Below are 20,770 nucleotides of genomic sequence, written 5' to 3' on the forward strand. Positions count from 1 at the left end.
ACTACTGATGATTTTCCTGAATAACCAACAACTTCATAAAAGTGCATACAATTTCGTGACATTGCTGTCTTTACCTTGTCTTAACAATTATCCTGCTGCTTTTTTACATAGCCTTGACATTGAGTTCATTTTCTTCACCTATAGTTAAATTAAATAGAAAAGATTAACGGGAGGTCATTCATTTGAATAGCACATGGAGTAAAAAGGTTTTACCGATTACACTCGTTTCGGCATTAGCATTTGGAAGTTTATCATGGTCCGCTGCGGATCATGTTTCGGCAAAGGGTAACCCAAAAAAAGAACCGGAAATCAAGAACGTGATTTTCCTGATCGGTGACGGCATGGGTGTTTCCTATACCTCCGCTTACCGGTATTTAAAAGATAACCCGGGTACGAAGGCGGCGGAACGGACCGAGTTTGATAAGTACTTGGTTGGCCAGCAGATGACTTACCCAGAAGACTCTGCACAAAATATAACGGATTCAGCTTCAGCCGCAACGGCAATGTCTGCAGGGGTGAAGACTTATAACGCTGCCATTGCAGTGGATAATGATAAATCCGAAGTCAAAACGGTATTGGAAGCAGCAAAGGAAAAAGGAAAAGCGACGGGATTGGTTGCCACTTCAGAAATCACTCATGCTACACCTGCATCTTTTGGCGCCCATGATGAAAATCGGAAAAACATGAATTCAATTGCAGACGATTATTATAATGATTTAATCAGGGGCAAACATAAAATTGACGTCCTATTGGGCGGTGGTAAGTCCAATTTTGTCCGGCCTGATGTCAATTTGGCGAAAGCCTTCGAAAAAGACGGTTACAGTTATGTGACTGATAAAAACCAAATGCTTAAGGACAAAAATGAACAGGTTCTTGGTTTATTCGCTTCTGAAGGACTCCCGAAAATGATTGACCGCCCAAGTGAAACACCTTCTTTGGAAGACATGACAAGTTCAGCGATCCAGCGTTTGAATAAAGATAAAGATGGATTCTTCCTTATGGTCGAGGGAAGCCAGGTCGATTGGGCCGGACATGATAATGATATCGTAGGTGCAATGAGTGAAATGGAAGACTTTGAAAAAGCATACAAAGCAGCCATGGAATTTGCGAAGAAAGACAAACATACCTTAGTGGTGGCTACTGCGGATCACTCTACAGGAGGATTCTCGATCGGAGCCAAAGGAATATATAACTGGTACGGTGAACCGATCAAGGCAGCCAAACGCACCCCTGACTTCATGGCGGATGCCATTGTCAAAGGAGCCGATGTTGAAAAGACGTTAAAGCAATATATTAACCAAAATGAAGTGAAGCTAACTGATGATGAAATCAAAACGGTAACAGAAGCTGCAAAAACAAAAAATGTGACGAACGTCGATAATGCCATCGAAGCTATATTCGATAACCGGACCAATACTGCCTGGACTACTGGGGGACATACGGGTGAAGATGTTCCGGTCTACGCATACGGCCCATATAAAGAACGTTTTGCCGGGCAGGTCGATAACACGGATCAGGCCAAAATCATCTTTGATCTATTAAAGAAGTAATTACACTTCAGGGAGGGATTCAATGAACAGACTGATGATTGGTGCCCTGTTATTAACCGCATTTGGCGCTCTTAATACACAACCAGCTTACGAAGAAGAAACTACAGCTAAAGATAAAACAGAGGAAATTGCACGACCACTGGAAAAAAAGGATGTCTATGTTCCGAATCCACAGCTTCCTGATGATATAAACTTGAACCAGATCGGTCAGAATGTTTCTGATGCCAAAGGCGAATTAACTTTGAAGGCCTATAAAAAGGTTAATGAAACGCTCAATGTTGGCCCGATCGAGGTTAAAGTTAAAGAAATGAAAGTGATGCATGCCACTCCGGATTACAGCATGATTGATTTCTTCCACGGGTATACGCATGATGAAGATTTCGATATCGTAAAAGTGAACGTGGAAATCAAAAACAATTCGGATAAAAAAATTAAGTTTTCCCCAGTTGCTTTCCTTGAAACGGACAGGGAAGAACATCTGACATGGGAAGATGAGATATACTTGGAAGAACTTACTGGTGAAATAGAAGGAAACGGTTCAAAAAGCGGAAACATTGGTTTCATTCTAAATGATGGAGACATATTGGGCATATCCCTCATGACAAGTGATGCGGTGGATGAAGAAGGGGAAGTCCTTGCAAAAGGCAAGTCAGCTGAATTCGCTTTTTAAAGAATATGTATAAATGGCTTGGAAAAATAAAATACTAGAACAAGTGATGGGGATTACTATCACTGAACGGAATATCCAAATCCTAATGATGAGGTGACACAGAATGAGCTATAAAGATCAATTAGATCCACATTCTCAAAAGTTTCACCATAATTGGACAAGACCTAAGCGTTCAAAATCTCAAGTTAATGGCCACACGCAAGAATCACAAACAAACATTATACTAAGAAGCAATGCAAAGGCTCACAGGTGGTAAAGGATATTTCCGACAAAGAAGGAGGCTCCCAGCGAGTCTTCTTCTTTATATTTAATCCAAAATCATCTAAACCGATCAAGGCATTCATGGCTTTTCACTCATAATTATGATACCATTTACCTTTAAGATTGAAGTGATGAGCTTGGCGTGAAACTGGAGTTTCGATTCCGATTGAAAGTTTCACTTTATACAAATAGAGGACGTGAATTGTAATGATTAAAATTGAAATCCCTGCAGCGGATATAAGCATCAAACAAAGAAAGCAAGTTATAGAAGGAGACGAAGCTGTCATTCCTGAAATTTACGGGTTTATCGATTTTCATTTGATTCCCCGTGATAAAGGCGGCATCATCTTGTTTTACAATGAGAATGATGAACTGATTTTTGTCGGTAAAGCCCGTAAATTAAGACCAAGGGTCAAGAAGCATTTTGAGGATAATGTTTCTCCGATTAAAGAGCATCGTAATGAAGTCAAGAAAATTGACATTCTTTTAGTCGAAGACGCTATGGAACGTGAAATCTATGAAACGTACATGATCAATAAGCTTCATGCTAAATACAACGTCGACAAAGTGTTTTATAAATAAGAACCACCTATGAAAAGCTGACTGCATATGCACTCAGCTTTTTTGTGTTTATATATGTACAGAAATAATTTCGTACATTTACAGCAGCTACATGTTAGATTAACAATGTTGGTTTATATTTAGAGTATTCCAATACATTCTCAGGAGGAAGCTATTGAAGAAAATACTTTGTAAAAAGGTGTTAGTTATCTCGATCGGGACAGTGATTGCCTTTGGGAATTTAACGTGGTCCATGTCACAAGCTTCTAAGCTGGCGAAACAGAGAGAGATTGAAACTTTTGAACAAAAGACAGTAACATCTTCAGGGTGGGAAATGGCGGAATAAGCTCAGTAACCAATAATTTTTTTCGAATTACAACAAAGAAAAAGAAAAATGTATTGTATATTGGGACGTTGTTGATGAACAGCAGCTTGCAATAAGGAAGTACAATAAAAGATAAAACTGCAATGGAGGTTCATTACACATGAAGTTATGTGTGATTGGGCTTCCATTTGATTTTTGTTTTAGTTTCATTAAGAATGTCAGTACCTTTCGTTTATCCTTGATTGCACATGCTGCAGGTGTCGGAGCAATAGTGATTACATTTGTTCAGAAAAAGTATTCGGAGGCAATTTTGAAAAAAACTTGCAAATAGTAATGATTACGTTTTATTATTAGAGAGTGTTTTTATATGGGTGATGGCTTCGGCGTTTAAATCGTAATCATTTTGGTTTACAAACAGAAAAGAAAACAGGTAAAGGAGTGGTATGGATGGAGATGAAGAAAATTCCGGTTACGGTATTGAGTGGATACCTTGGGGCGGGAAAGACGACGCTTTTGAATCATATTCTTGAAAATCGGAATGACCTGAAGGTTGCCGTCATCGTTAATGATATGAGTGAAATCAATATTGATGCTTCACTAGTCAAACAGGGAGGGTTTACCCGGGCCGATGAAAAACTGGTGGAAATGCAGAATGGCTGCATTTGCTGCACGCTTCGTGAGGATTTGATGATTGAAGTGGAGAAATTGGCGAAACAAGGGGACATTGATTACATCGTGATTGAATCGACCGGGATAAGCGAACCGGTACCTGTAGCCCAGACCTTCACCTATGTTGATGAAGGCATGGGAATTGATTTATCGTTATATTGCCGGCTTGATACGATGGTCACCGTTGTTGATGGGTATAACTTTTGGCAAGACTTCACTTCCGGAGAAACACTTATTGACAGGATTCAGGCAACTGATGCTGCCGATGGCAGGGAAGTGGTCGATCTACTAATAGATCAGATAGAGTTCGCCAATGTCATCCTGTTAAATAAAATCGATTTAATGGATGATGACGCTGTTGAGGAATTAAAGGCGGTTCTTCATAAAATGAATGCGGATGCAAGGATCATTGAAACAAATCATTCCAAGGTGCCGCTAAAGGATGTATTGAATACACATTTATTTGATTTTGAAGAGGCAAGCCAAGGAGCGGGCTGGATAAAGGAATTGAATGAAGAGCATATCCCAGAGACCCTGGAGTATGGGATTTCATCCTTCGTTTACAGAAGGAAAATACCGTTTCATCCCGAGAGGCTGATGGAGTGGTTAGAAAATTGGCCCGTACAAGTGGTGAGGGCAAAGGGCTTCCTTTGGCTGGCATCGAGAAATGATACGGCAGGCTTGCTATCGCAGGCAGGACCGTCATTAACTTTACAAGCCGCCGGTAAATGGATCGCAGCATACCCTGAGGAAGAACAGCGCCAAATTTTAAAGGAAGCGCCTGAATTATTGGAACGGTGGAATGAAGTATACGGTGACAGGATGACGGAATTGGTGATGATTGGAATTCAAATAAATCAACAGAAAATAGAAGCTGAATTAGATCAATGCTTATTGACGGAAAAAGAGTTGCTGCAGGATTGGTCTTTGTATGAAGATCGATTGCCTGCATTTACGGAAAGCGTTCATTAAAAACTTTAGGAGGAAATAAAAATGAGAGTAAACATTACATTAGCATGCACAGAATCAGGGGACCGCAATTATATCACAACGAAAAACAAGCGGAATAACCCGGACAGGATCGAATTGAAGAAGTACTGCCCGCGATTAAAGAAACATACGCTTCACCGAGAAACGAAGTAATTTTAAGGTTTAAATCGTAATGATTATGTTTTATTGAAGGAGATGGATATAAAAGGAGGGAAGTTCAGTTGGAATGGATCATTATTGGCGGAGGCATTCAAGGTATCACGATGGCTGCATTTTTACTTAAGTCAGGAAAAACAACAGTGGACCAGCTTGCGATTGTTGATAGAAATGAAGAGCCATTGGCAAGATGGAAGCATTGTACGGAAGTCATTTCAATGCCATATTTACGTTCTCCATCCGTCCACCATCTGGATGTGAATCCATTCAGCCTGCAGAAGTATGTGGAAAAGGAAGACTGGAACAAATTGAAATGGGACCGATTTCGAGGAATATATCGGGAGCAAGACAGGCAGCGGAACGAATTGTGAATAGTTTATAGATTTAATAAAATCAAGATTATTAAAAAAGGAGAATTAAAATGGCGAAAAAATCCAAGGTGATAAAAGCAGAAAAACAGCTGGTAATGGTCGAAAAGTATGCAAAACTTAGAAAGGAATTGAAGGAGAAAGGGGATTATGACGCATTGGCCAAACTCCCTCGTGACTCTTCGCCGACAAGAGTTCACAATCGTTGTGGAGTGACGGGAAGGCCCCGTGGATATATGCGCAAATTCAACATGTCACGTATCGTTTTTAGGGAACTTGCTCATAAAGGGCAACTGCCGGGTGTCAAAAAGTCAAGCTGGTGAAGCAGGGAGTTCTAAATCATTCATTAGAAAAGGAGCCCTTGTTAACAAGGGCTCCTCAGTTTGGCGACAAAAGGGGTATGGAGTCCGAATAAAGGGCAGTGTAGTGCTTTTTCCTTGTTTATACGGATGAAACCTCATTAGATTGAAGAAATTGGCGACACTCCTGCCGAATAACTGGCTAGCCGAGACCCCACAGCCGCTTGCGGTGAGGAGGCTTGGCAGACAGTCGGCGGAAAGGGAGCGGATTTCTTAAATCAACTGGGACTTTAATTAATTTGTTTACAGTCTGAGGAGCCCTTGTTAAAAACATGGGCTCCTTCCCATTCAAAAGTGTTGCTTACTTGACTGCCTTTAATGCTTGTTCAGATATATAGAAGTCTTTTCCGTTGTAAACAGTTATGGCATTTATTTCCTTTTGCTTAGTGGATTTAGGGGTCTTGCTGATAACGATATTCTTATTTGCAGGCAACTCTACTTTTTGCTGCCCCTTTTTCGCTACGAAAACCGGGTTATTCGGGTCTGTAACATCAATACGGGTTGAATATCCTTTTTTCTCAAAGGAATCTTTAGCATTCATGTATAGTTTATTCGATAATTTTTGTAAATCAAAGCCCATGAATGCGGCCATTTTTTTAGCGAGGTCTGTATTCTCCACTAATCCAGTCGGTTTTGAAGGGCCATAAGAATACAGGAATACGTCTTCCCCTGTATGACCGCCTGTTGTAAAGCCAATGTTGGCACGGTTAGCAAGCAGCTTTGTCATTTCAGTACCTATGTTTTTAGAAGAGGTAAGTTTTGCTGTTTCTTCAGAAGTCAGATCATCAAGTCCATACAGTGCTGCAACTTCTTTTAGATTGGAATGATCTGGTTTTAACTTACTTAAAGCTCCTTCAACAGTCATCTTCGCTTTCTTTAATGGATCGATATAGGCTGATACGGGAGTTTCCGGGTAGGAGGAGTTCGTGTTTACGTTACCCATTGTAATTCCGCTGTTCCCATGGTCCGTTACAGCAATGACCATCGTGTTTCCGTCATTTTTTGCAAACTTAAGGGCTTCGTTCACGGCATCATCAAAAGCTAAAGTATCACTAATCATTCCAATCGTGTCGTTTCCGTGAGCAGCCCAGTCAATCTTGCTTCCTTCGACAAATAAGAAGAAGCCATCTTTATCTTTTTTCAAGGTTTTAAGGGCTTTGTTGGTCATTTCAGCCAAAGTGGGCTCACTTGGCTTTGTTGTTTCACGATCAAAATCATATGCCAGTGCACTTGGTGCAAAGCTACCCCAAATTTTATTCGATTTAGAGTTTAACAGCTCGGCACGGGTTTCAACAAAATCATACTTGTCTTCATCAAGCACTTCCAAAAGGTTTTCTCCATCAATTCTTGCATTTTTTGTTTTACCAGGTAAAAGGGATTCCTTGCCCCCTCCCAAAACGACGTCAATCCCCTGATAAACCTGCTGTTCCGCAATATCACCATAATTGCTTCGATGTGTCACGTGAGCGGAGAAGCCTGCGGGTGTAGCATGCTGGATTTCAGATGTAGAAATGATTCCAGTAGCCTTTCCGGCTTGTTTCGCACCCTCCAAAACGTTAGCGACTGGTTTATGGGCATTTTTCGGATTAACCGGATCGAGCCCTGGAGAATTAACGACGGCTGGCAGGACACCGACAAATTTATCATTGGATTTATTTCCTGTCGCAAGCGCTGTTGCTGCAGGAGCTGAGTCTGTAATGGCCGATTCAGCAGAATATGTACGCATGCCGCCAGACAGCATTTCGTCCATGGCTAGATTACCGCCTTTATACCACCTTGAAAGGGTTGTGGCTCCTGTACTTGTCCCATCCATCACCATCATGATGACGTTTGTTGGTTCTTTTTTCTTGTCTTTGGCCTGAACATCTTCCTTCATAGTTGAAATACCCAGTGATGAAATGGCTACCGCGCCCGCTAACGTAATTCCTGCTACCTTTTTGGTCATTTTCCCCAAAATGCATACCTCCAAAAATATTATTACTTTTAGGATAAATGCAGAATATTAAGAAATTACTTCAGTTAAGTAAAGAAAGGTTTTTTATCTGTAAATTTTGCTAAAATACTGAAGAAGCGTTAAAAAAGCAGAAGTCTCTAAGACTCTGCTTTTTTAGTATGCTTTTTACCTTTGGAAAAATTCAATCCACTCTTTTTCCGGTCCATAAACGTAGAAATAGCGATAACCATTTGGAAGGGTGACGATCTCTTCATCAATCAGCTCGGTGTTATCCAAGCTTTTGATCCGGGCATATTCACCTTCGATATCATCCACGGTAATGGCAAAATGGTGGATCGTTGCTTCGGATGGCAGTGTGTCGCTATATCCCTGAATCAATTCTATTTCTGTTTCGTCAGACTCTTCGTAACCGAGGAATGCCAGTTCGATTACCCCATTAGTATGAGTCATGCGTGCTTTTAATTTTAATTCAAGCACATCTTGATAAAAGGCGATGGATTTTTCAAGATCTTTTACAACAACGCCAACGTGATCGACCCTCTTAACAGCCAAGAAATCTTCCTCCTTCATTAAATCCAGATTCAATTTGCTAATATTAGTATATATAAGATTATTCGGAATTAAATTACATTTTTATAGCCGTTTTTAGATAATTTTTTAAATGATGTTAATAAAGGGAAAGTATTGGTAAATAATGAAAAATGATAAATAGCTTATGGGATAATAGTTTTCTTCCATAATATCTATTGATTGATTCTTTTCATGTAAGAATGAAATTTAACATTTTCCAGGGCAAAAATTTGTTTCTAAATGGATTAGTAGATATACTATGGAAACAACTCCATTATTAATGGATATGAGAGGAGAGGTAGTATGGGAAAAATTCGTGAAGGTGAAATTTTCACCCTTACTGATGACAGTGATGAAGGTCATGAAGTTGAGGTTTTAGGTTCATTGGATGTAGAAGGAACGGAATATGTTGCAGTAGGTTTGCTAGAAGATATTGAAGAGGATACAGATGAAGATATCGATATTTTCTTTTTCAGGGTCGAAGGCGAAGGTGAACTGCTCGATATCGAATCGGATGAAGAGTTCGAAAAGGTATCATTGGCGTTTGAATCGGCATTTGAATCGAAAGAATGACAAGATAAAAGGACTGCACAATGTGTGCGGCCTCAGTTTGCAGACAAAAGGTTGCGGAATGACACCATTCCGCAACCTTTTTGAGTTAAGCGAGGGCCTGAAGGCAAATTGTACAAACCTTTAAAAAACTGTAGATAAACTCGAATTTCATCGAGTTTGTCTACAGTCCGAGACGCACATTATGTGTTGCCTTTTTTATATGTATAAAGAAAGTATTGGCCCCGCCTTCGCCAAATACCATGATAGCCACGCGTGCTATCCAGCCTTACTTAAGTATAGGGTTGTATTATTGATAGGACGTGTATCTCGTATGAAGATTTTGTTAATAAACGGAGTATTTTTCCATCTGCGAGGCATAGGATAAAAAAAGTGGAGGTGATGGAATGGCCGTTGTAAAGCACACTGATGCCGATATAGCCTTATTGGCAAGATTGCTTAGGGCGGAAGGCGAGGGAGAAGGTGATCAGGGCATGTTGATGATCGGTAATGTAGGGGTCAATCGGATTAGATCGAATTGTTCCGATTTCAAAGGGCTGAGGACGATTCCAGACATGATCTATCAGGAGCATGCTTTTGAAGCTGTACAGAAGGGGTATTTTTATCAGCGGGCAAGGGACAGGGAAAAAAGACTTGCACGCCGCAGTGTAAATGGTGAAAGGATTTGGCCCTCGAAATTTAGCCTATGGTACTTCAGGCCACCGGGAGATTGTCCGGCCACCTGGTATAATCAGCCCCTGGTTGGACGTTTCAAGCTTCATTGCTTTTATGAACCAACAGGTACAGAATGTCCAAATATTTATAATACATTTTAAGAAAGAGGCTGAACCTTATGGTGGTTTGGCCTCTTTGTGCATCAATCCTTAACTTGGATAAAGCATTATGATAAAACTGGCAAATGATTTACTGATACTGTAAAATTGAGACTGTAAATTTCCGGATAAGAAAGGAATAAAAAAATTGATGAGTAAAAGGCTTATTAATTATGGACAAGGGCAAATGGGGGAACAGACGAAGGATAATACCGAGAAATTTAAGTCTTTCATGGAGAACAACCCGGACGCCATTTCCATTGTTGATCTGGAAGGAAAGACCCTTCAAGTGAATGCAGCTTTTGAAGAGTTTTTCGGTTGGACGAATGATGAGCTCATAGGCATGCCGTTTCCAATTATTCCGGATTTCTTGAAGGAGTCAGTCAATGAATTGCATGACCAGATTAAGGCAGGGATACAAAGGAAAGGCTTTGAAACGGTCAGGTTAAGGAAGGATGGCCAGTTAATCGATGTAAGCATTTCCCTGTTCAATATCCGTAATGATGAAAATGAGACGTGTGCCCTCGTTTTCGTTTATCGGGACATCACGAATCAAAAACTTGCTGAAGCTGCCTTGAAGGAAAGTGAGCAAAGGTATCGCAGTTTAGTTGAAGTGTCACCTGAAGCGATTTTTGTACATCGCAATGGGATAATAGAGTACATGAATCCCATGGGGGCAAAAATGCTTGGGATGGATAGTGTCGAAGATATTATCGGTAAATCGGTTTTTCAGTTCGTTCACCTGGAGTCCCGGGAAAGTGTACAAAAAAGAATCGAGATCATGAGGGACGATCATCAGGCTGTTGGTTTACTGGAACAAAAGTTCATCCGACTTGACGGCCAAGTATTTTATGGAGAAACACTCGGTCTTCCGATTATATATAAAGGTCAACCGGCCATACAGGTATTTTGCAGGGATATTACGGAGCGTAAAAAGACCGAAGAGCTGCTCTGTAAATCCAATATGTTATCGGCGGTAGGACAGATGGCTGCGGGAATCGCACATGAAATAAGAAATCCATTAACTACGGTGAAAGGATTTTTACAATTATTAAGGGAAGATCCTGAGCAAAAGGACTATCTTGAAATGATGGTCAGTGAAGTAGAAAAAATCGAAAACCTGGCCAATGAGTTTTTAAGTTTAGCAGAGCCTGAAGCGAAGGTTTGTGAATTCATTCAGCTTAACGATATATTGGATAGTGTAATTACGTTAGCTGAGTTTCAAGCGATATTGAATGATGTCGAAGTCATCAAGGAATATAATACGGATTCGGCATCTGTCTTTGGCGAGCCGAATCAGTTAAAACAAGTATTCACGAATGTCGTCAATAATGCGATAGAAGCCATGCCGAATGGCGGCAAACTTCATATAGAGTTAAACCAAGAAGGTGACTCTGCAATGATCCGGTTCATTGATCAAGGCTGCGGAATCTCAAATGAGCGCATGAAGCATCTAGGCCAGCCTTTTTATAGCACTTCTGAAAAAGGAACAGGGTTTGGGCTCATGGTCAGCACTAAAATCATCCATGAGCATAACGGGGAAATTCATTTCAGCAGCGAAGTGGGAGAAGGGACGATTGTAGATATCAGTCTCCCTATCAATGAAAGTTCACAATGAAAAGTGACGAGAAGCCATGCTCTCGTCACTTTTTGGATTATAGCTTAACGATCGTTCTGCCTCTTGCTTCCCCTTTTAATAGGGTAGGAAGGACGTCAGGCAATTCTTCAAGTGTAATTTCCTGTTGAATGAGCTGTTCTAAATGCTCGAGTTTAAAATCGGTGGCAAGACGATGCCAAACTTTCAATCTTGTATCCATCGGGCAATTGACCGAATCGATCCCAAGAAGATTAACCCCTCTTAGGATGAAAGGAAAGACGGTGGAAGGAAGGCTTGTACCAGCTGTCAATCCACTGACCGCTACAGCTCCGCCATACTTGATTTGGCTAAGGACCGATGCTAACGGTTCACCGCCGACGGGATCTACCGCGCCGCTCCACTTTTGCTTGCCCAGTGCCCGCAGCTTGCCATCATATACATCTTCTCGTGATACAATGGTCGCCGCACCGATTTTCTTCAAGTATCCATGTTCCGATTCTTTTCCTGTACTCGCCTCAACGGAATAGCCAAGTTTGGAAAGGATCGAGACAGCGAAACTGCCAACCCCGCCAGTTGCACCAGTGACGAGAACGCTCCCTTGCTCAGGAGTGAGGTTATTTTCCTCCAATCGCAGAACCGATAGTGCTGCAGTGAAACCGGCCGTTCCGATGATCATCGCCTCTTTCATTGTAAGGCCATCAGGTAACGGGACGATCCACTCTGCAGGAACACGGGCAAACTGACTATAGCCTCCTGATTGGGAAACGCCAATCCCATAGGAGGTCGCAATGACTTCGTCTCCTTCTTTAAAGCGGGAATCCTCAGATGAAACGACTACACCAGCCATATCAATGCCCGGAACGATCGGATAGCTGCTGACGATGTTTCCGTTCGGAATGGCTGCAAGGCTATCTTTATAGTTCACACCGGAATAATGAACGCGGATGAGCACTTCGCCTTGAGGTAGATCATCAAGTGATAGTTTCTGAATGTTAACGGTGAATTGATCATCTTGCTTGTTCACGACTAAAGCATCAAATTGCTGAATCATGGTACATTCCCCCTTATAATAATGAATCTACTCCATTATAAAAGAAAAAATATAGGAATGTATAATGATACAATTCGAAATAAGTAGCGCTTGCTTTTCTTTCTGCTTCTAAAAGTGGTACTATAAGATTTGATTCAGTTCATATTAAAGGAGATGTTTTACATGGCTAAAAAAGGATACATACTTATGGGAAATGGGGAAAAAATCGAATTCGACCTTTTCCCGAACGAAGCACCGAACACAGTGGCTAACTTCGAAAACTTGGCAAACACAGGATTTTATAATGGTGTGGTCTTTCACCGTGTAATCCCTGGTTTCGTAAGCCAAGGCGGAGATCCAACAGGTACAGGCGCAGGCGGAAGCGGCACGCAAATCAAATGTGAAACAGAAGGAAACCCTCACAAACATGAGGCTGGAAGCCTATCAATGGCACATGCCGGAAAAGATACAGGCTCAAGCCAATTCTTTATCGTGCACGAACCACAACCGCATCTTAACGGTGTTCACACAGTATTCGGTAAAGTGACATCTGGATTAGAAACAGCCAAAGCTATGAAAAATGGCGATAAAATGGAAAAAGTCGAAGTTTTTGACGCTGAATGATGAAGCGAAAAGAGGGGGCATTATGCTCCCTCTTTTTTTTGCACCGTTCATGAAAAAACAGGGGAAATATAGAGTCATTTTGGTGTGATGCTTACAGTGAAACGATATTTGACCTCTGTCAAGGTTTCTGAAATATCCCATAATCTTTTAGAAGTTTCTTCATTATATAAGGTATCGATGATATCGTCTTTTCTAGGAAAGCCTTTTCTGCTCTTCTTTCCATCGGGTCCGATGTACTCCCCGCCTGTTAATGTAGGCTCCGTTGCGGCATAAAGGGTAGGCAATGCTCCCATACTTGCCGGCTGGGTGATGGTTTTCGAAAGAAAGTGCACGAATCTATTTATGGGTTTGCCAGATCCGCGTGACATGAGATTAGTATGGGAAAGGCCCGGATGACAGGCAACACTGATCTGACTTGCACCATGCTGGGTGAATTTGTTCTGTAATTCACGGGCGAAGAGTAGATTGGCCAGTTTGCTTTGCCCATAGTATTTCATTGGTTTATAACCGTTTTCACCATTTAAGTTTTCGAAGTCTATATATCCATTGATGGCGGCCAAGCTGCTCAATGTGACCACACGCGATTTTGGCGTAGAAAGGATTAGCGGAAGAAGGAGACCTGTCAAAGCAAAATGACCGAGATGATTGCTGCCGAATTGCAGCTCGAAACCATCCTTCGTCTTACTGTATGGCGGAATCATCACACCTGCATTATTGATGAGGACGGAGAGTGAGTCATAGTTTTCCTGAAAGGAATCGGCAAAATGCCGAATGCTGCTTAAATCACTTAAATCCAGCTGCATCACGCGTACATTCGCCTTAGGGTGGACCCCTAGGATTCTATCGACCGCCTTTTCTCCCTTTGAAGCATTCCGGACAGCAAGGATGATTTCTGCCCCCTTACCCGCCAGTGCAAAAGCCGTTTCGAAGCCAAGCCCACTATTGGCACCAGTAATCACAATGGTTTGCCCTGATGCATCTGCCATTTCTTCGCCATTCCACTTTTCAATCATCCAACCACACCTTTCCACACAGTCTATACCTATCATATACCCAAATAATTCCTATATGTCACATACTGTGGCGGGAATCAGGTGCTGAATTCTATTTTTTTAAAAATTAGCCGCCCATTAAGTAATCCATTATATTTTTCATGATCAGAATGACAGTTATTATGATAAATAATACTCTTACATAGGCCACTCCCTTTTTAATAGCAAATTTAGAACCGGCCAACGCTCCTGCTATCATGGAGATCCCCATCGGTATTCCATAGGAAAAATTGACGGTATCAAGGAATATGAACATGATCAGTGCTGCCAAATTACTTCCGAAGTTCAAAAATTTTGCATTTCCTGCAGAGTGCAAAAAATCAAAGCCAATCATTAAAAAGGCAAACAAAATGAAAGATCCCGTTCCAGCGCCCAAAAACCCATCATAAAAACCAATCGCAAATATAGCGAACGCAAATAGTGCAGCCTTTTGCCATGTGAGTTTATGGTAAGTCGATTTCTGGCCCCAGTCCTTTTTAAAAAAGGTATAAATGGCAATAGCTATTAATAGAACCAAGATCATTGGCTTTAATAATTCAGGCGAGACGAAATTGACAACCCAAGCTCCTAGCAGGGAACCTATGAAAATCAATGGGAAAAGTTTGGAAACCAATTTGAAATCAACCTTACCTGAGCGAATGAAGGCAATGGTACTTGTTAAAGACCCCATGGAACTTGCTAACTTATTCGTTGCGATCGCTGCTGACGGGGAAAGTCCTGAAAATAATAAAGCGGGTATCGAAATCAGGCCGCCGCCGCCGACCACAGAATCAATGAATGCTGCCAAAAATCCGAAAAACATCAGCAGCAAAAGTGTTGAAATTTGTATATCTTCCATCTAAGAAGCCTCCGTATCAATGGCAGTCAGGCTGGATTGCTTGTTTTGCAGAAGCCATAAGCCGTTTTTATTAGTCACTATTTAGATAGTAACTAATCGAAACCATTCTGTAAATAAGAATATTATGAGTCATGCCGATTTGAATTCGAAATAGATTTCGATAAGAGATTTGGTATGATAGGCATATAACTTACTAAAAGCACTAGGAGGTACTATGCAAGATATCATTCAAAAACTACAGTCTCTCGGGTTTAGTCAATATGAAGCAAAGGCTTATGTTTCTTTGGTTCGCCAAGGCCCAGCCAGTGCCTATCAAGTAAGCAAGGAATCAGGAATTCCGAGGGCCCGCATCTATGAGATATTAAATGGACTGCAAGAAGAAGGAATCGTCTTAAAAGAGGAAATCAATGACTCGATAAAATATTCACCGCTGCCAGTCGATGTTTTTTTGGAATCGGTTCAATCAAAATGGAACAATACCTATCAATCCATCAGTCATACACTAAAGCAATTCGAGAAAATCGAACCGATGTCCGACAATCGTGTAATGACGCTTAAGGGTGAAGGGCACATCCTATCCTTCTGCCGTACTTTGATTCACAAAGCCGAGAAAAGGGTGGTGGTTTCCTTATGGGACGAGATGTATGAAAAACTTGAACAAGAGCTAAAAGGGGTCGCCGCGCATTGCACTCTAAAGGGGATTGCATTTCAGGTTGAAAACCCATTATCAGGTATAGATATACATCGCAAAACAAGCTATGTGGAAAATATCGGAGAAAACAAATGGTTCATTTTATCCATCGATGGCAAGGAGACGATTTACGGCCCTTCGCCCGAAACGAGGGAAACCGCGTTCTACACAGATGATCCCATTCATATCAATTTTCTCGAAAATTACATTTGGCATGATATCCTCGTTAACCGGTTGGTTAAAAAGGATGAAGAAGATGCAGAGAAATGGATTTCAAGTGAAAGAGACCGTTTTTTCTCCCTATAAGATTGAAAAAAGCTGATAACCCCATATGCAGGGGATATCAGCTTTTTTATTTTTGTAACGAAGTCATTCGGATAAAAGGGTTTTAGGAAACCTAATGGCCGTGGGCAAGCTGGATTTATCTCGATAAGACCTGTAAGACACAATCGGATGATTATGCGCTTGAACATCCAACTGGAGAACCTGTGAGCTTTTCATTTCCAAATAGTACGTAACGTCTTCTTTTTGTAAATGATAAAAAGAAAAAGGTATACCTAAAAGGTTTTTCCTGATTAGTTTTGTTTCAGGCTGATTGATGATGTGCTCACTCAATTCCGCTATCGTAACAGAAGTTGATCCTGTAAAGGCCGTTATTTTTTCTTTTGCATAATCGACTGCATGACTGAAGGTGACGGCAATATTCTTCAAGATTCCGTTCATGGGGGCATCTCCTTTTATTTAGGCTATGTTTGTAGTATGGTACGCGGCTAATGCTTTATTCAAAAAAATCAGCAATGATGATATAGAATTGTCACTTTATGAACATGATTAAGATGTGTACAGCAAAATCAATAAAAGGGCTATCAAGGAAGGACAGAGAAAATGTCAATGAAGGTCAAAGCATGAAGAATAAAAAAAATATATATTGGGGTCTTTTCCTCATCGCAATCCTCACTTTTACAGTGGTGTTCATTCAGTTGAATATGGATGTGAATTACAGAGCGGAAAAAGGGAAAGAAGCCGGTGCGGATAACCATGAAAGAATAGAAAAATTGCTAAAAAAAATGACGCTTGAAGAAAAAATCGGACAGCTTATGATGGTCGGTTTCAAGGGAACCGAAAAGAGCAGTGAAATTACGGAGCTTATCGAACAAAAACATATAGGGGGCGTCATTTATTTTGACCGCAATATGAAATCCCCTAAACAAGTGGCCAGGTTATCCAATTCGCTTCAGCAAATGGCCAATCAAAGTACCCATTCACTCCCGTTGATGGTTGCCATCGATCAGGAAGGAGGGGACATCATTCGGATGAAGGAACGGGTATCGCCCCTCCCTGCACAACAGGACCTTGGAAATAATGCATCCGTTACAGACGTGTACAAAGTGGCCAAATTGAATGGTACAGAACTGGGCTCCATGGGGATTAACATTAATTTTGCCCCTGTTCTTGATCTATCGAAAACGGATAAGCGTTCATTGGGACAAGATCCGGAAAAGGTGTATCAATACGGAAAGAAAGCCATTCAAGGCTTGAACGATGTATCGATAACTGGTGCATTGAAGCACTTTCCTGGAAACGGACGCAGCGAAATCGATCCGCATGTCGAAACATCATCCGTGGAGGCAAACCAACTTGATCTGGAAAATTCTGATATTTATCCTTTCAAGCAAATCATAAGTGAACTGGATAACCAAAATTTTTTCGTGATGGTGACCCACATTAAATATCCAGCCTATGATAAAGAAAAACCAGCGAGCCTTTCTAAAATCATCATCGAAGACCTGCTTCGGGGGAAACTCAAATATGAAGGACTTGTCGTTACAGATGATTTGGAAATGGGTGCTGTGAACAAGTATTTCTCTTATGAAGAGATGGGGAAGCAGGCAATTCTTGCAGGAGCTGACTTATTACTTGTCTGTCATGAATATGCCCATGAGCTTGAAGTATATAACGGATTACTGCGAGCAGTAAAAGCAGGGGAAGTTCCAATGGATAGAATTGACGAGTCAGTGAAAAGAGTGCTGACATATAAACTTTACAATATGAAGCTAACGAAAGCTGATCCGGATGAAGCTGAAAAAGTCGTGAAAAATCCCGAAAGCCTAAAGTTTATCGAAAGCCTGAGCAAGGATAAATAAAAGCGAAATCGCTCTCCCAAGTATGCTTTTGTTTAAATCAGTCCATAGAGGGAATACTATATAGGACTAACTTGAAGGAGGAAACTAACATGCCATCAAACAAAATGCTTGGAACCGTCCTGATAGGAGCAGCTGCATTTTTAATGCGCAATAAGAAAACCCGTGAAAAAACGATGAGTCAAATAAAATCCCTAGCTACACCCGAAACCATTGATAAGGTTAAGGGCCAATTCCAATCAATAACCAAAACAAAATCAAGTAACCCATCCGTACGTTAAGGTGAAATGACCCCATTAAGTTATTCTTAATGGGGCTTTATTTATTGCGTATGATCTTTTTAAAATCCAGCAGTGAATTCATCAAGCCGGTGAAAGGAAAAAGGAAAAGCACTTATACTTTCGAAAAACCTTGGACAGGTTTTAAAAAGTACAAGTGCTTTCATGAATGATCAATGATCATTCAGCTTCATCTTCACCATCATTTTCTTTATTGAACCAAAGCGGATCCTCATTATCGACTTCACCATTATAATTAATCAGGATTTCTTCTCCTGCCTTTATGTCGGTGTAAGCAAAGAAATCAAACGTATGATTCTTGAAGTTTATGTCATACGTAGCGTTGGGTGTATAAGAATGATTAAACAGCATGCCATAGCCTAAAAGCATGGCAGTATGGTTTATTCCATATTCAAACGCATAGTCAGCCAGCAATGTCTTCTCTATGAAAACATGCTCCTCGTTTGGATATGCAATGACAGGTGCCTCATGTAAAAGCTCACCTTTTTTAATATCTCGTGTTGCGAATACGCCTCTATTGAACTCACCATCACTGAGTGTGGAAGTTTTAACTTCAATCATGTTCGTCACCTACTTGTTCTATTCAATATAGTCCAGATTATCTAAGCTTGACAGTTAATAAGAAGAAAAGCAACTATTTTACGGAATTAATCATTTTTAGCAAACGACAAGATTGTTTTTATTGAGGTTCTCCCCGTACCAAAGGACGGAATTCCAAACATTAAGGCCGAAAGAAGGCAGCGAACTGCTGAAATGATCGGGGTAGCCAGCATAAGAAAAAACACCTCCGCTAGAGGTGAAGCTAGGGAGGTGTTTATCATAAAGGTAAATCTCTTAATTCACACCGACAGCTGTAAAGGCATTTTTGACGGCCGTGACTTCTGCACTGCTTGAACCGTATAAATCAGAGGCCGATTGTATGACCGCCGCTCTGGCTTGTGAAAAAGTCGATGAGGAAGTTAAATATGTTGTATTTGCCCTGTAAAAGATGGTTCCTAGTTTATCGATGCCGATTCCGGATACACTCACGCCATGGTGGGTTCCGCCTGCAGAGATTAAATAAGCTGCCTTATTAATGATTCCGCTGTTCGTGTGGACTCCGCCATTATCACCCGTTCCTGTATAACGGTTCGAATAATGGTCAGGGTCACCATTCAATGTTGGATTAGCCATCGAGCGGAGTGCATCACCGGAAATGTTAGGTGTGTAAATATCTTCCCCGACCAAATAATCGGCTTTTGCACTTTGATTCTTAAATTCCACAACGGTGCCAAAAATATCAGATATCGCTTCATTCAAAGCACCGGATTCATATTGATAGGTAAGGTTCGATTCCGAGGAAGTGACGGCATGAGTCAGTTCATGCGCAACGACATCGAGCCCGCCGGACAATGGGATGAACGTCGTGCCATCTCCATCACCGTAAACCATTTGGGTGCCATCCCAGAAAGCATTATTGTATCTTGAGCCATAATGGACGGTTGATTTCAGGATGGTTCCATTACCATCATAGGAGTTCCGGCCAAACGTGGATTTGTAATAATCATAGGTTTTACCCGCATAATAATGGGCATCCACCGCAGCTTTATCGGCAGAAGCAGTAAATGCATTTGTTGTGTTTGAAAAGAGCGTACCAGGCAATCTTGAACGGTTATTGGCATTATACGTGTAGATGCCTTTACCGCGTGTATTGTCTTGTAAGTAGTATTGACCGTTGGATAAGGTAGTGTTCAGCGACACCGTATTGTTTAAGACGCCAGTGCCCGTTCCGACGGAGTTGGTCCCCGTTACTTCATCCAGTGTATTATATTTATTCAGGATTTTACCCGTTTTGACTGAAATGAAATAATTATGATTTCCTGGTTCCGGACTTAAGAATTTCAAATTGACTTTATATACATAATCGGCCTTGCCTTCATTTGCATATACATATAGGTCAGATTCAGGTGATTGTTCGTAGGCAGGTGTGAACCCTAGATCCGCTTCAGCTATTTTGATAGCTTCGGATTCACTGATGCCTTTTTTAGCCTTTTTCCCTAATTTCGTGTTTAGATTGGCTTCAACCGTACCGGACACGACGGTCAACACACCTTTAGCATCAATCAATACTGCTTGTGTGGAATTCCATACAGGTACGCCTTTATAGGTTTGTTGCAATCTAAGGACGGTATTGCCCAGTTCATCCTTGCTTTCTTTCTCGATCGTGAAGGAGTCTTTCGCCTTTTGCTTTTCTAGCTTGTAAGACTTTTTGTTTTCATCAAAAAAGGTAAGAATGATATCTTCTGCCGTTTGCTTTGAGGGATCCGTAAGTTTCCCAGACTTGTATTCTAGCGAATCCTTATGCTTATTGTACTTTTCAACACTTAACACATTTTTTGCCGCTAAAGCTTCTTGATTGGGAATAGCAGAAAATAATAGACCGATGGATAGTGCAGTTCCTAAAAATACCTTACCTTTCATAACACTCAACTCCTTCATGAGAATACCTCATTTTTACATCGTTTCATAATTATTATCAAATGGAGAAAACTCGCAAAAAATATGACATTTAAAGGAATAAAATGGAGAAAAATGGATTTTGATAGAAATATTCTTTGAATATATTCTTTTAGTAATATTTGGAATGTGTTTAAATTAAACCAAATGAATAAATGTGCAAAAAAACATGGCATAATGTGCAAAA

24 protein-coding genes are annotated in these 20,770 nt (G+C 40.9%); 16 read left to right on the plus strand and 8 right to left on the minus strand.

The window, feature by feature from the left end; all coding sequences use genetic code 11:
* Nucleotides 1–182: 182 nt before the first annotated feature.
* The 9 genes from ACQKMF_RS13960 to rpsN all read left to right on the plus strand — a co-directional run bounded on the left by ACQKMF_RS13960 (nucleotide 183) and on the right by rpsN (nucleotide 5,873).
* Nucleotides 183–1,550: an alkaline phosphatase gene (locus ACQKMF_RS13960; protein WP_402943900.1), complete on the plus strand. Its 1,368-nt coding sequence runs from the start codon at nucleotides 183–185 to the stop codon at nucleotides 1,548–1,550.
* 22 nt (nucleotides 1,551–1,572) lie between these two features.
* Nucleotides 1,573–2,220, plus strand: a complete 648-nt coding sequence (locus ACQKMF_RS13965; RefSeq protein WP_427573701.1) for a DUF4352 domain-containing protein — start codon at nucleotides 1,573–1,575, stop codon at nucleotides 2,218–2,220.
* Nucleotides 2,221–2,323: 103 nt separating this feature from the next.
* Entirely contained in the window at nucleotides 2,324–2,476 is a 153-nt protein-coding gene (locus ACQKMF_RS13970; protein WP_072272311.1) for a YpzG family protein, read from the plus strand.
* A gap of 206 nt (nucleotides 2,477–2,682) precedes the next feature.
* A complete protein-coding gene (locus ACQKMF_RS13975) occupies nucleotides 2,683–3,063 on the plus strand; it encodes a nucleotide excision repair endonuclease (RefSeq protein WP_170946990.1) in 381 nt (126 codons plus the stop codon).
* Between the two features lie 154 nt (nucleotides 3,064–3,217).
* A complete protein-coding gene (locus tag ACQKMF_RS13980) occupies nucleotides 3,218–3,388 on the plus strand; it encodes a hypothetical protein (protein ID WP_156500230.1) in 171 nt (56 codons plus the stop codon).
* Nucleotides 3,389–3,814: 426 nt separating this feature from the next.
* The gene (locus tag ACQKMF_RS13985; RefSeq protein WP_427573703.1) at nucleotides 3,815–5,008 is read left to right on the plus strand and encodes a GTP-binding protein; all 1,194 of its coding nucleotides are present in this window, start codon (nucleotides 3,815–3,817) and stop codon (nucleotides 5,006–5,008) included.
* 21 nt (nucleotides 5,009–5,029) lie between these two features.
* Nucleotides 5,030–5,179, plus strand: a complete 150-nt coding sequence (gene rpmG / locus ACQKMF_RS13990; RefSeq protein WP_034310390.1) for a 50S ribosomal protein L33 — start codon at nucleotides 5,030–5,032, stop codon at nucleotides 5,177–5,179.
* Nucleotides 5,180–5,247: 68 nt separating this feature from the next.
* Entirely contained in the window at nucleotides 5,248–5,553 is a 306-nt protein-coding gene (locus tag ACQKMF_RS13995) for a hypothetical protein (RefSeq protein WP_402943915.1), read from the plus strand.
* Nucleotides 5,554–5,603: 50 nt separating this feature from the next.
* Nucleotides 5,604–5,873 (plus strand): 30S ribosomal protein S14, encoded by a 270-nt coding sequence (gene rpsN, locus ACQKMF_RS14000; protein WP_402943918.1) that lies wholly within the window; start codon nucleotides 5,604–5,606, stop codon nucleotides 5,871–5,873.
* 337 nt (nucleotides 5,874–6,210) lie between these two features.
* Here the strand turns inward: rpsN and ACQKMF_RS14005 are convergent, their stop codons facing one another.
* A complete protein-coding gene (locus ACQKMF_RS14005; RefSeq protein ID WP_427573770.1) occupies nucleotides 6,211–7,854 on the minus strand; it encodes an alkaline phosphatase in 1,644 nt (547 codons plus the stop codon).
* A gap of 174 nt (nucleotides 7,855–8,028) precedes the next feature.
* Complete coding sequence (locus tag ACQKMF_RS14010; RefSeq protein ID WP_230176238.1) at nucleotides 8,029–8,415, minus strand: VOC family protein; 387 nt, start codon at nucleotides 8,413–8,415, stop codon at nucleotides 8,029–8,031.
* 321 nt (nucleotides 8,416–8,736) lie between these two features.
* Between ACQKMF_RS14010 and ACQKMF_RS14015 the strand changes: the two genes are divergently transcribed.
* The 3 genes from ACQKMF_RS14015 (at nucleotide 8,737) to ACQKMF_RS14025 (ending at nucleotide 11,433) form a co-directional block, all read left to right on the plus strand.
* Entirely contained in the window at nucleotides 8,737–9,006 is a 270-nt protein-coding gene (locus ACQKMF_RS14015) for a DUF1292 domain-containing protein (RefSeq protein ID WP_101223569.1), read from the plus strand.
* Between the two features lie 383 nt (nucleotides 9,007–9,389).
* A complete protein-coding gene (locus ACQKMF_RS14020; RefSeq protein WP_063234126.1) occupies nucleotides 9,390–9,818 on the plus strand; it encodes a cell wall hydrolase in 429 nt (142 codons plus the stop codon).
* A 148-nt stretch (nucleotides 9,819–9,966) separates the two neighbouring features.
* The gene (locus ACQKMF_RS14025) at nucleotides 9,967–11,433 is read left to right on the plus strand and encodes a PAS domain-containing sensor histidine kinase (RefSeq protein WP_427573707.1); all 1,467 of its coding nucleotides are present in this window, start codon (nucleotides 9,967–9,969) and stop codon (nucleotides 11,431–11,433) included.
* Between the two features lie 37 nt (nucleotides 11,434–11,470).
* On the opposite strand, the gene ACQKMF_RS14030 is transcribed toward ACQKMF_RS14025, so the two are convergent.
* Nucleotides 11,471–12,463: an NADPH:quinone oxidoreductase family protein gene (locus ACQKMF_RS14030; RefSeq protein WP_101223567.1), complete on the minus strand. Its 993-nt coding sequence runs from the start codon at nucleotides 12,461–12,463 to the stop codon at nucleotides 11,471–11,473.
* 162 nt (nucleotides 12,464–12,625) lie between these two features.
* Between ACQKMF_RS14030 and ACQKMF_RS14035 the strand changes: the two genes are divergently transcribed.
* Nucleotides 12,626–13,066: a peptidylprolyl isomerase gene (locus tag ACQKMF_RS14035; protein WP_264639729.1), complete on the plus strand. Its 441-nt coding sequence runs from the start codon at nucleotides 12,626–12,628 to the stop codon at nucleotides 13,064–13,066.
* 74 nt (nucleotides 13,067–13,140) lie between these two features.
* On the opposite strand, the gene ACQKMF_RS14040 is transcribed toward ACQKMF_RS14035, so the two are convergent.
* Both ACQKMF_RS14040 and ACQKMF_RS14045 read right to left on the minus strand, forming a co-directional pair.
* Entirely contained in the window at nucleotides 13,141–14,079 is a 939-nt protein-coding gene (locus ACQKMF_RS14040) for an oxidoreductase (protein WP_101223566.1), read from the minus strand.
* Between the two features lie 106 nt (nucleotides 14,080–14,185).
* Nucleotides 14,186–14,956, minus strand: coding sequence for a sulfite exporter TauE/SafE family protein (locus ACQKMF_RS14045; protein ID WP_101223565.1), 771 nt, complete (start codon nucleotides 14,954–14,956; stop codon nucleotides 14,186–14,188).
* Nucleotides 14,957–15,170: 214 nt separating this feature from the next.
* Between ACQKMF_RS14045 and ACQKMF_RS14050 the strand changes: the two genes are divergently transcribed.
* On the plus strand, nucleotides 15,171–15,953 hold the full coding sequence (locus tag ACQKMF_RS14050; RefSeq protein WP_101223564.1) for a TrmB family transcriptional regulator: 783 nt from the start codon (nucleotides 15,171–15,173) through the stop codon (nucleotides 15,951–15,953).
* A 63-nt stretch (nucleotides 15,954–16,016) separates the two neighbouring features.
* On the opposite strand, the gene ACQKMF_RS14055 is transcribed toward ACQKMF_RS14050, so the two are convergent.
* Nucleotides 16,017–16,370, minus strand: coding sequence for a hypothetical protein (locus ACQKMF_RS14055; RefSeq protein ID WP_101223563.1), 354 nt, complete (start codon nucleotides 16,368–16,370; stop codon nucleotides 16,017–16,019).
* Between the two features lie 182 nt (nucleotides 16,371–16,552).
* On the opposite strand from ACQKMF_RS14055, the gene ACQKMF_RS14060 reads away from it, so the two are divergent.
* Nucleotides 16,553–17,791: a glycoside hydrolase family 3 N-terminal domain-containing protein gene (locus tag ACQKMF_RS14060; protein ID WP_402943946.1), complete on the plus strand. Its 1,239-nt coding sequence runs from the start codon at nucleotides 16,553–16,555 to the stop codon at nucleotides 17,789–17,791.
* A gap of 89 nt (nucleotides 17,792–17,880) precedes the next feature.
* Nucleotides 17,881–18,069, plus strand: a complete 189-nt coding sequence (locus ACQKMF_RS14065) for a hypothetical protein (RefSeq protein ID WP_260285626.1) — start codon at nucleotides 17,881–17,883, stop codon at nucleotides 18,067–18,069.
* Between the two features lie 177 nt (nucleotides 18,070–18,246).
* Here ACQKMF_RS14065 and ACQKMF_RS14070 read toward each other — a convergent pair whose 3' ends face one another.
* Complete coding sequence (locus ACQKMF_RS14070; protein ID WP_034310428.1) at nucleotides 18,247–18,648, minus strand: SET domain-containing protein; 402 nt, start codon at nucleotides 18,646–18,648, stop codon at nucleotides 18,247–18,249.
* A 273-nt stretch (nucleotides 18,649–18,921) separates the two neighbouring features.
* A complete protein-coding gene (locus ACQKMF_RS14075) occupies nucleotides 18,922–20,547 on the minus strand; it encodes a M4 family metallopeptidase (protein ID WP_101223560.1) in 1,626 nt (541 codons plus the stop codon).
* Nucleotides 20,548–20,770: the final 223 nt, after the last annotated feature.

Source organism: Peribacillus sp. NPDC101480 (genome assembly GCF_050277335.1).
Classification (GTDB): Bacteria; Bacillota; Bacilli; order Bacillales; family DSM-1321; genus Peribacillus.

Excerpts from the sequence above, each read along its gene's own strand:
- ACQKMF_RS14065 (WP_260285626.1), top strand. The coding sequence starts at position 17,881 with ATGCCATCAAACAAAATGCTTGGAACCGTCCTGATAGGAGCAGCTGCA.
- ACQKMF_RS14035 (WP_264639729.1), top strand. The coding sequence starts at position 12,626 with ATGGCTAAAAAAGGATACATACTTATGGGAAATGGGGAAAAAATCGAA.
- ACQKMF_RS14025 (WP_427573707.1), top strand. The coding sequence starts at position 9,967 with ATGAGTAAAAGGCTTATTAATTATGGACAAGGGCAAATGGGGGAACAG.
- rpsN (WP_402943918.1), top strand. The coding sequence starts at position 5,604 with ATGGCGAAAAAATCCAAGGTGATAAAAGCAGAAAAACAGCTGGTAATG.
- ACQKMF_RS14055 (WP_101223563.1), bottom strand. The coding sequence starts at position 16,370 with ATGAACGGAATCTTGAAGAATATTGCCGTCACCTTCAGTCATGCAGTC.
- ACQKMF_RS14045 (WP_101223565.1), bottom strand. The coding sequence starts at position 14,956 with ATGGAAGATATACAAATTTCAACACTTTTGCTGCTGATGTTTTTCGGA.
- rpmG (WP_034310390.1), top strand. The coding sequence starts at position 5,030 with ATGAGAGTAAACATTACATTAGCATGCACAGAATCAGGGGACCGCAAT.
- ACQKMF_RS13985 (WP_427573703.1), top strand. The coding sequence starts at position 3,815 with ATGGAGATGAAGAAAATTCCGGTTACGGTATTGAGTGGATACCTTGGG.
- ACQKMF_RS13970 (WP_072272311.1), top strand. The coding sequence starts at position 2,324 with ATGAGCTATAAAGATCAATTAGATCCACATTCTCAAAAGTTTCACCAT.
- ACQKMF_RS14040 (WP_101223566.1), bottom strand. The coding sequence starts at position 14,079 with ATGATTGAAAAGTGGAATGGCGAAGAAATGGCAGATGCATCAGGGCAA.
- ACQKMF_RS14075 (WP_101223560.1), bottom strand. The coding sequence starts at position 20,547 with ATGAAAGGTAAGGTATTTTTAGGAACTGCACTATCCATCGGTCTATTA.
- ACQKMF_RS14050 (WP_101223564.1), top strand. The coding sequence starts at position 15,171 with ATGCAAGATATCATTCAAAAACTACAGTCTCTCGGGTTTAGTCAATAT.
- ACQKMF_RS14020 (WP_063234126.1), top strand. The coding sequence starts at position 9,390 with ATGGCCGTTGTAAAGCACACTGATGCCGATATAGCCTTATTGGCAAGA.
- ACQKMF_RS14060 (WP_402943946.1), top strand. The coding sequence starts at position 16,553 with ATGAAGAATAAAAAAAATATATATTGGGGTCTTTTCCTCATCGCAATC.
- ACQKMF_RS14005 (WP_427573770.1), bottom strand. The coding sequence starts at position 7,854 with ATGACCAAAAAGGTAGCAGGAATTACGTTAGCGGGCGCGGTAGCCATT.
- ACQKMF_RS14030 (WP_101223567.1), bottom strand. The coding sequence starts at position 12,463 with ATGATTCAGCAATTTGATGCTTTAGTCGTGAACAAGCAAGATGATCAA.
- ACQKMF_RS14070 (WP_034310428.1), bottom strand. The coding sequence starts at position 18,648 with ATGATTGAAGTTAAAACTTCCACACTCAGTGATGGTGAGTTCAATAGA.
- ACQKMF_RS13965 (WP_427573701.1), top strand. The coding sequence starts at position 1,573 with ATGAACAGACTGATGATTGGTGCCCTGTTATTAACCGCATTTGGCGCT.
- ACQKMF_RS14015 (WP_101223569.1), top strand. The coding sequence starts at position 8,737 with ATGGGAAAAATTCGTGAAGGTGAAATTTTCACCCTTACTGATGACAGT.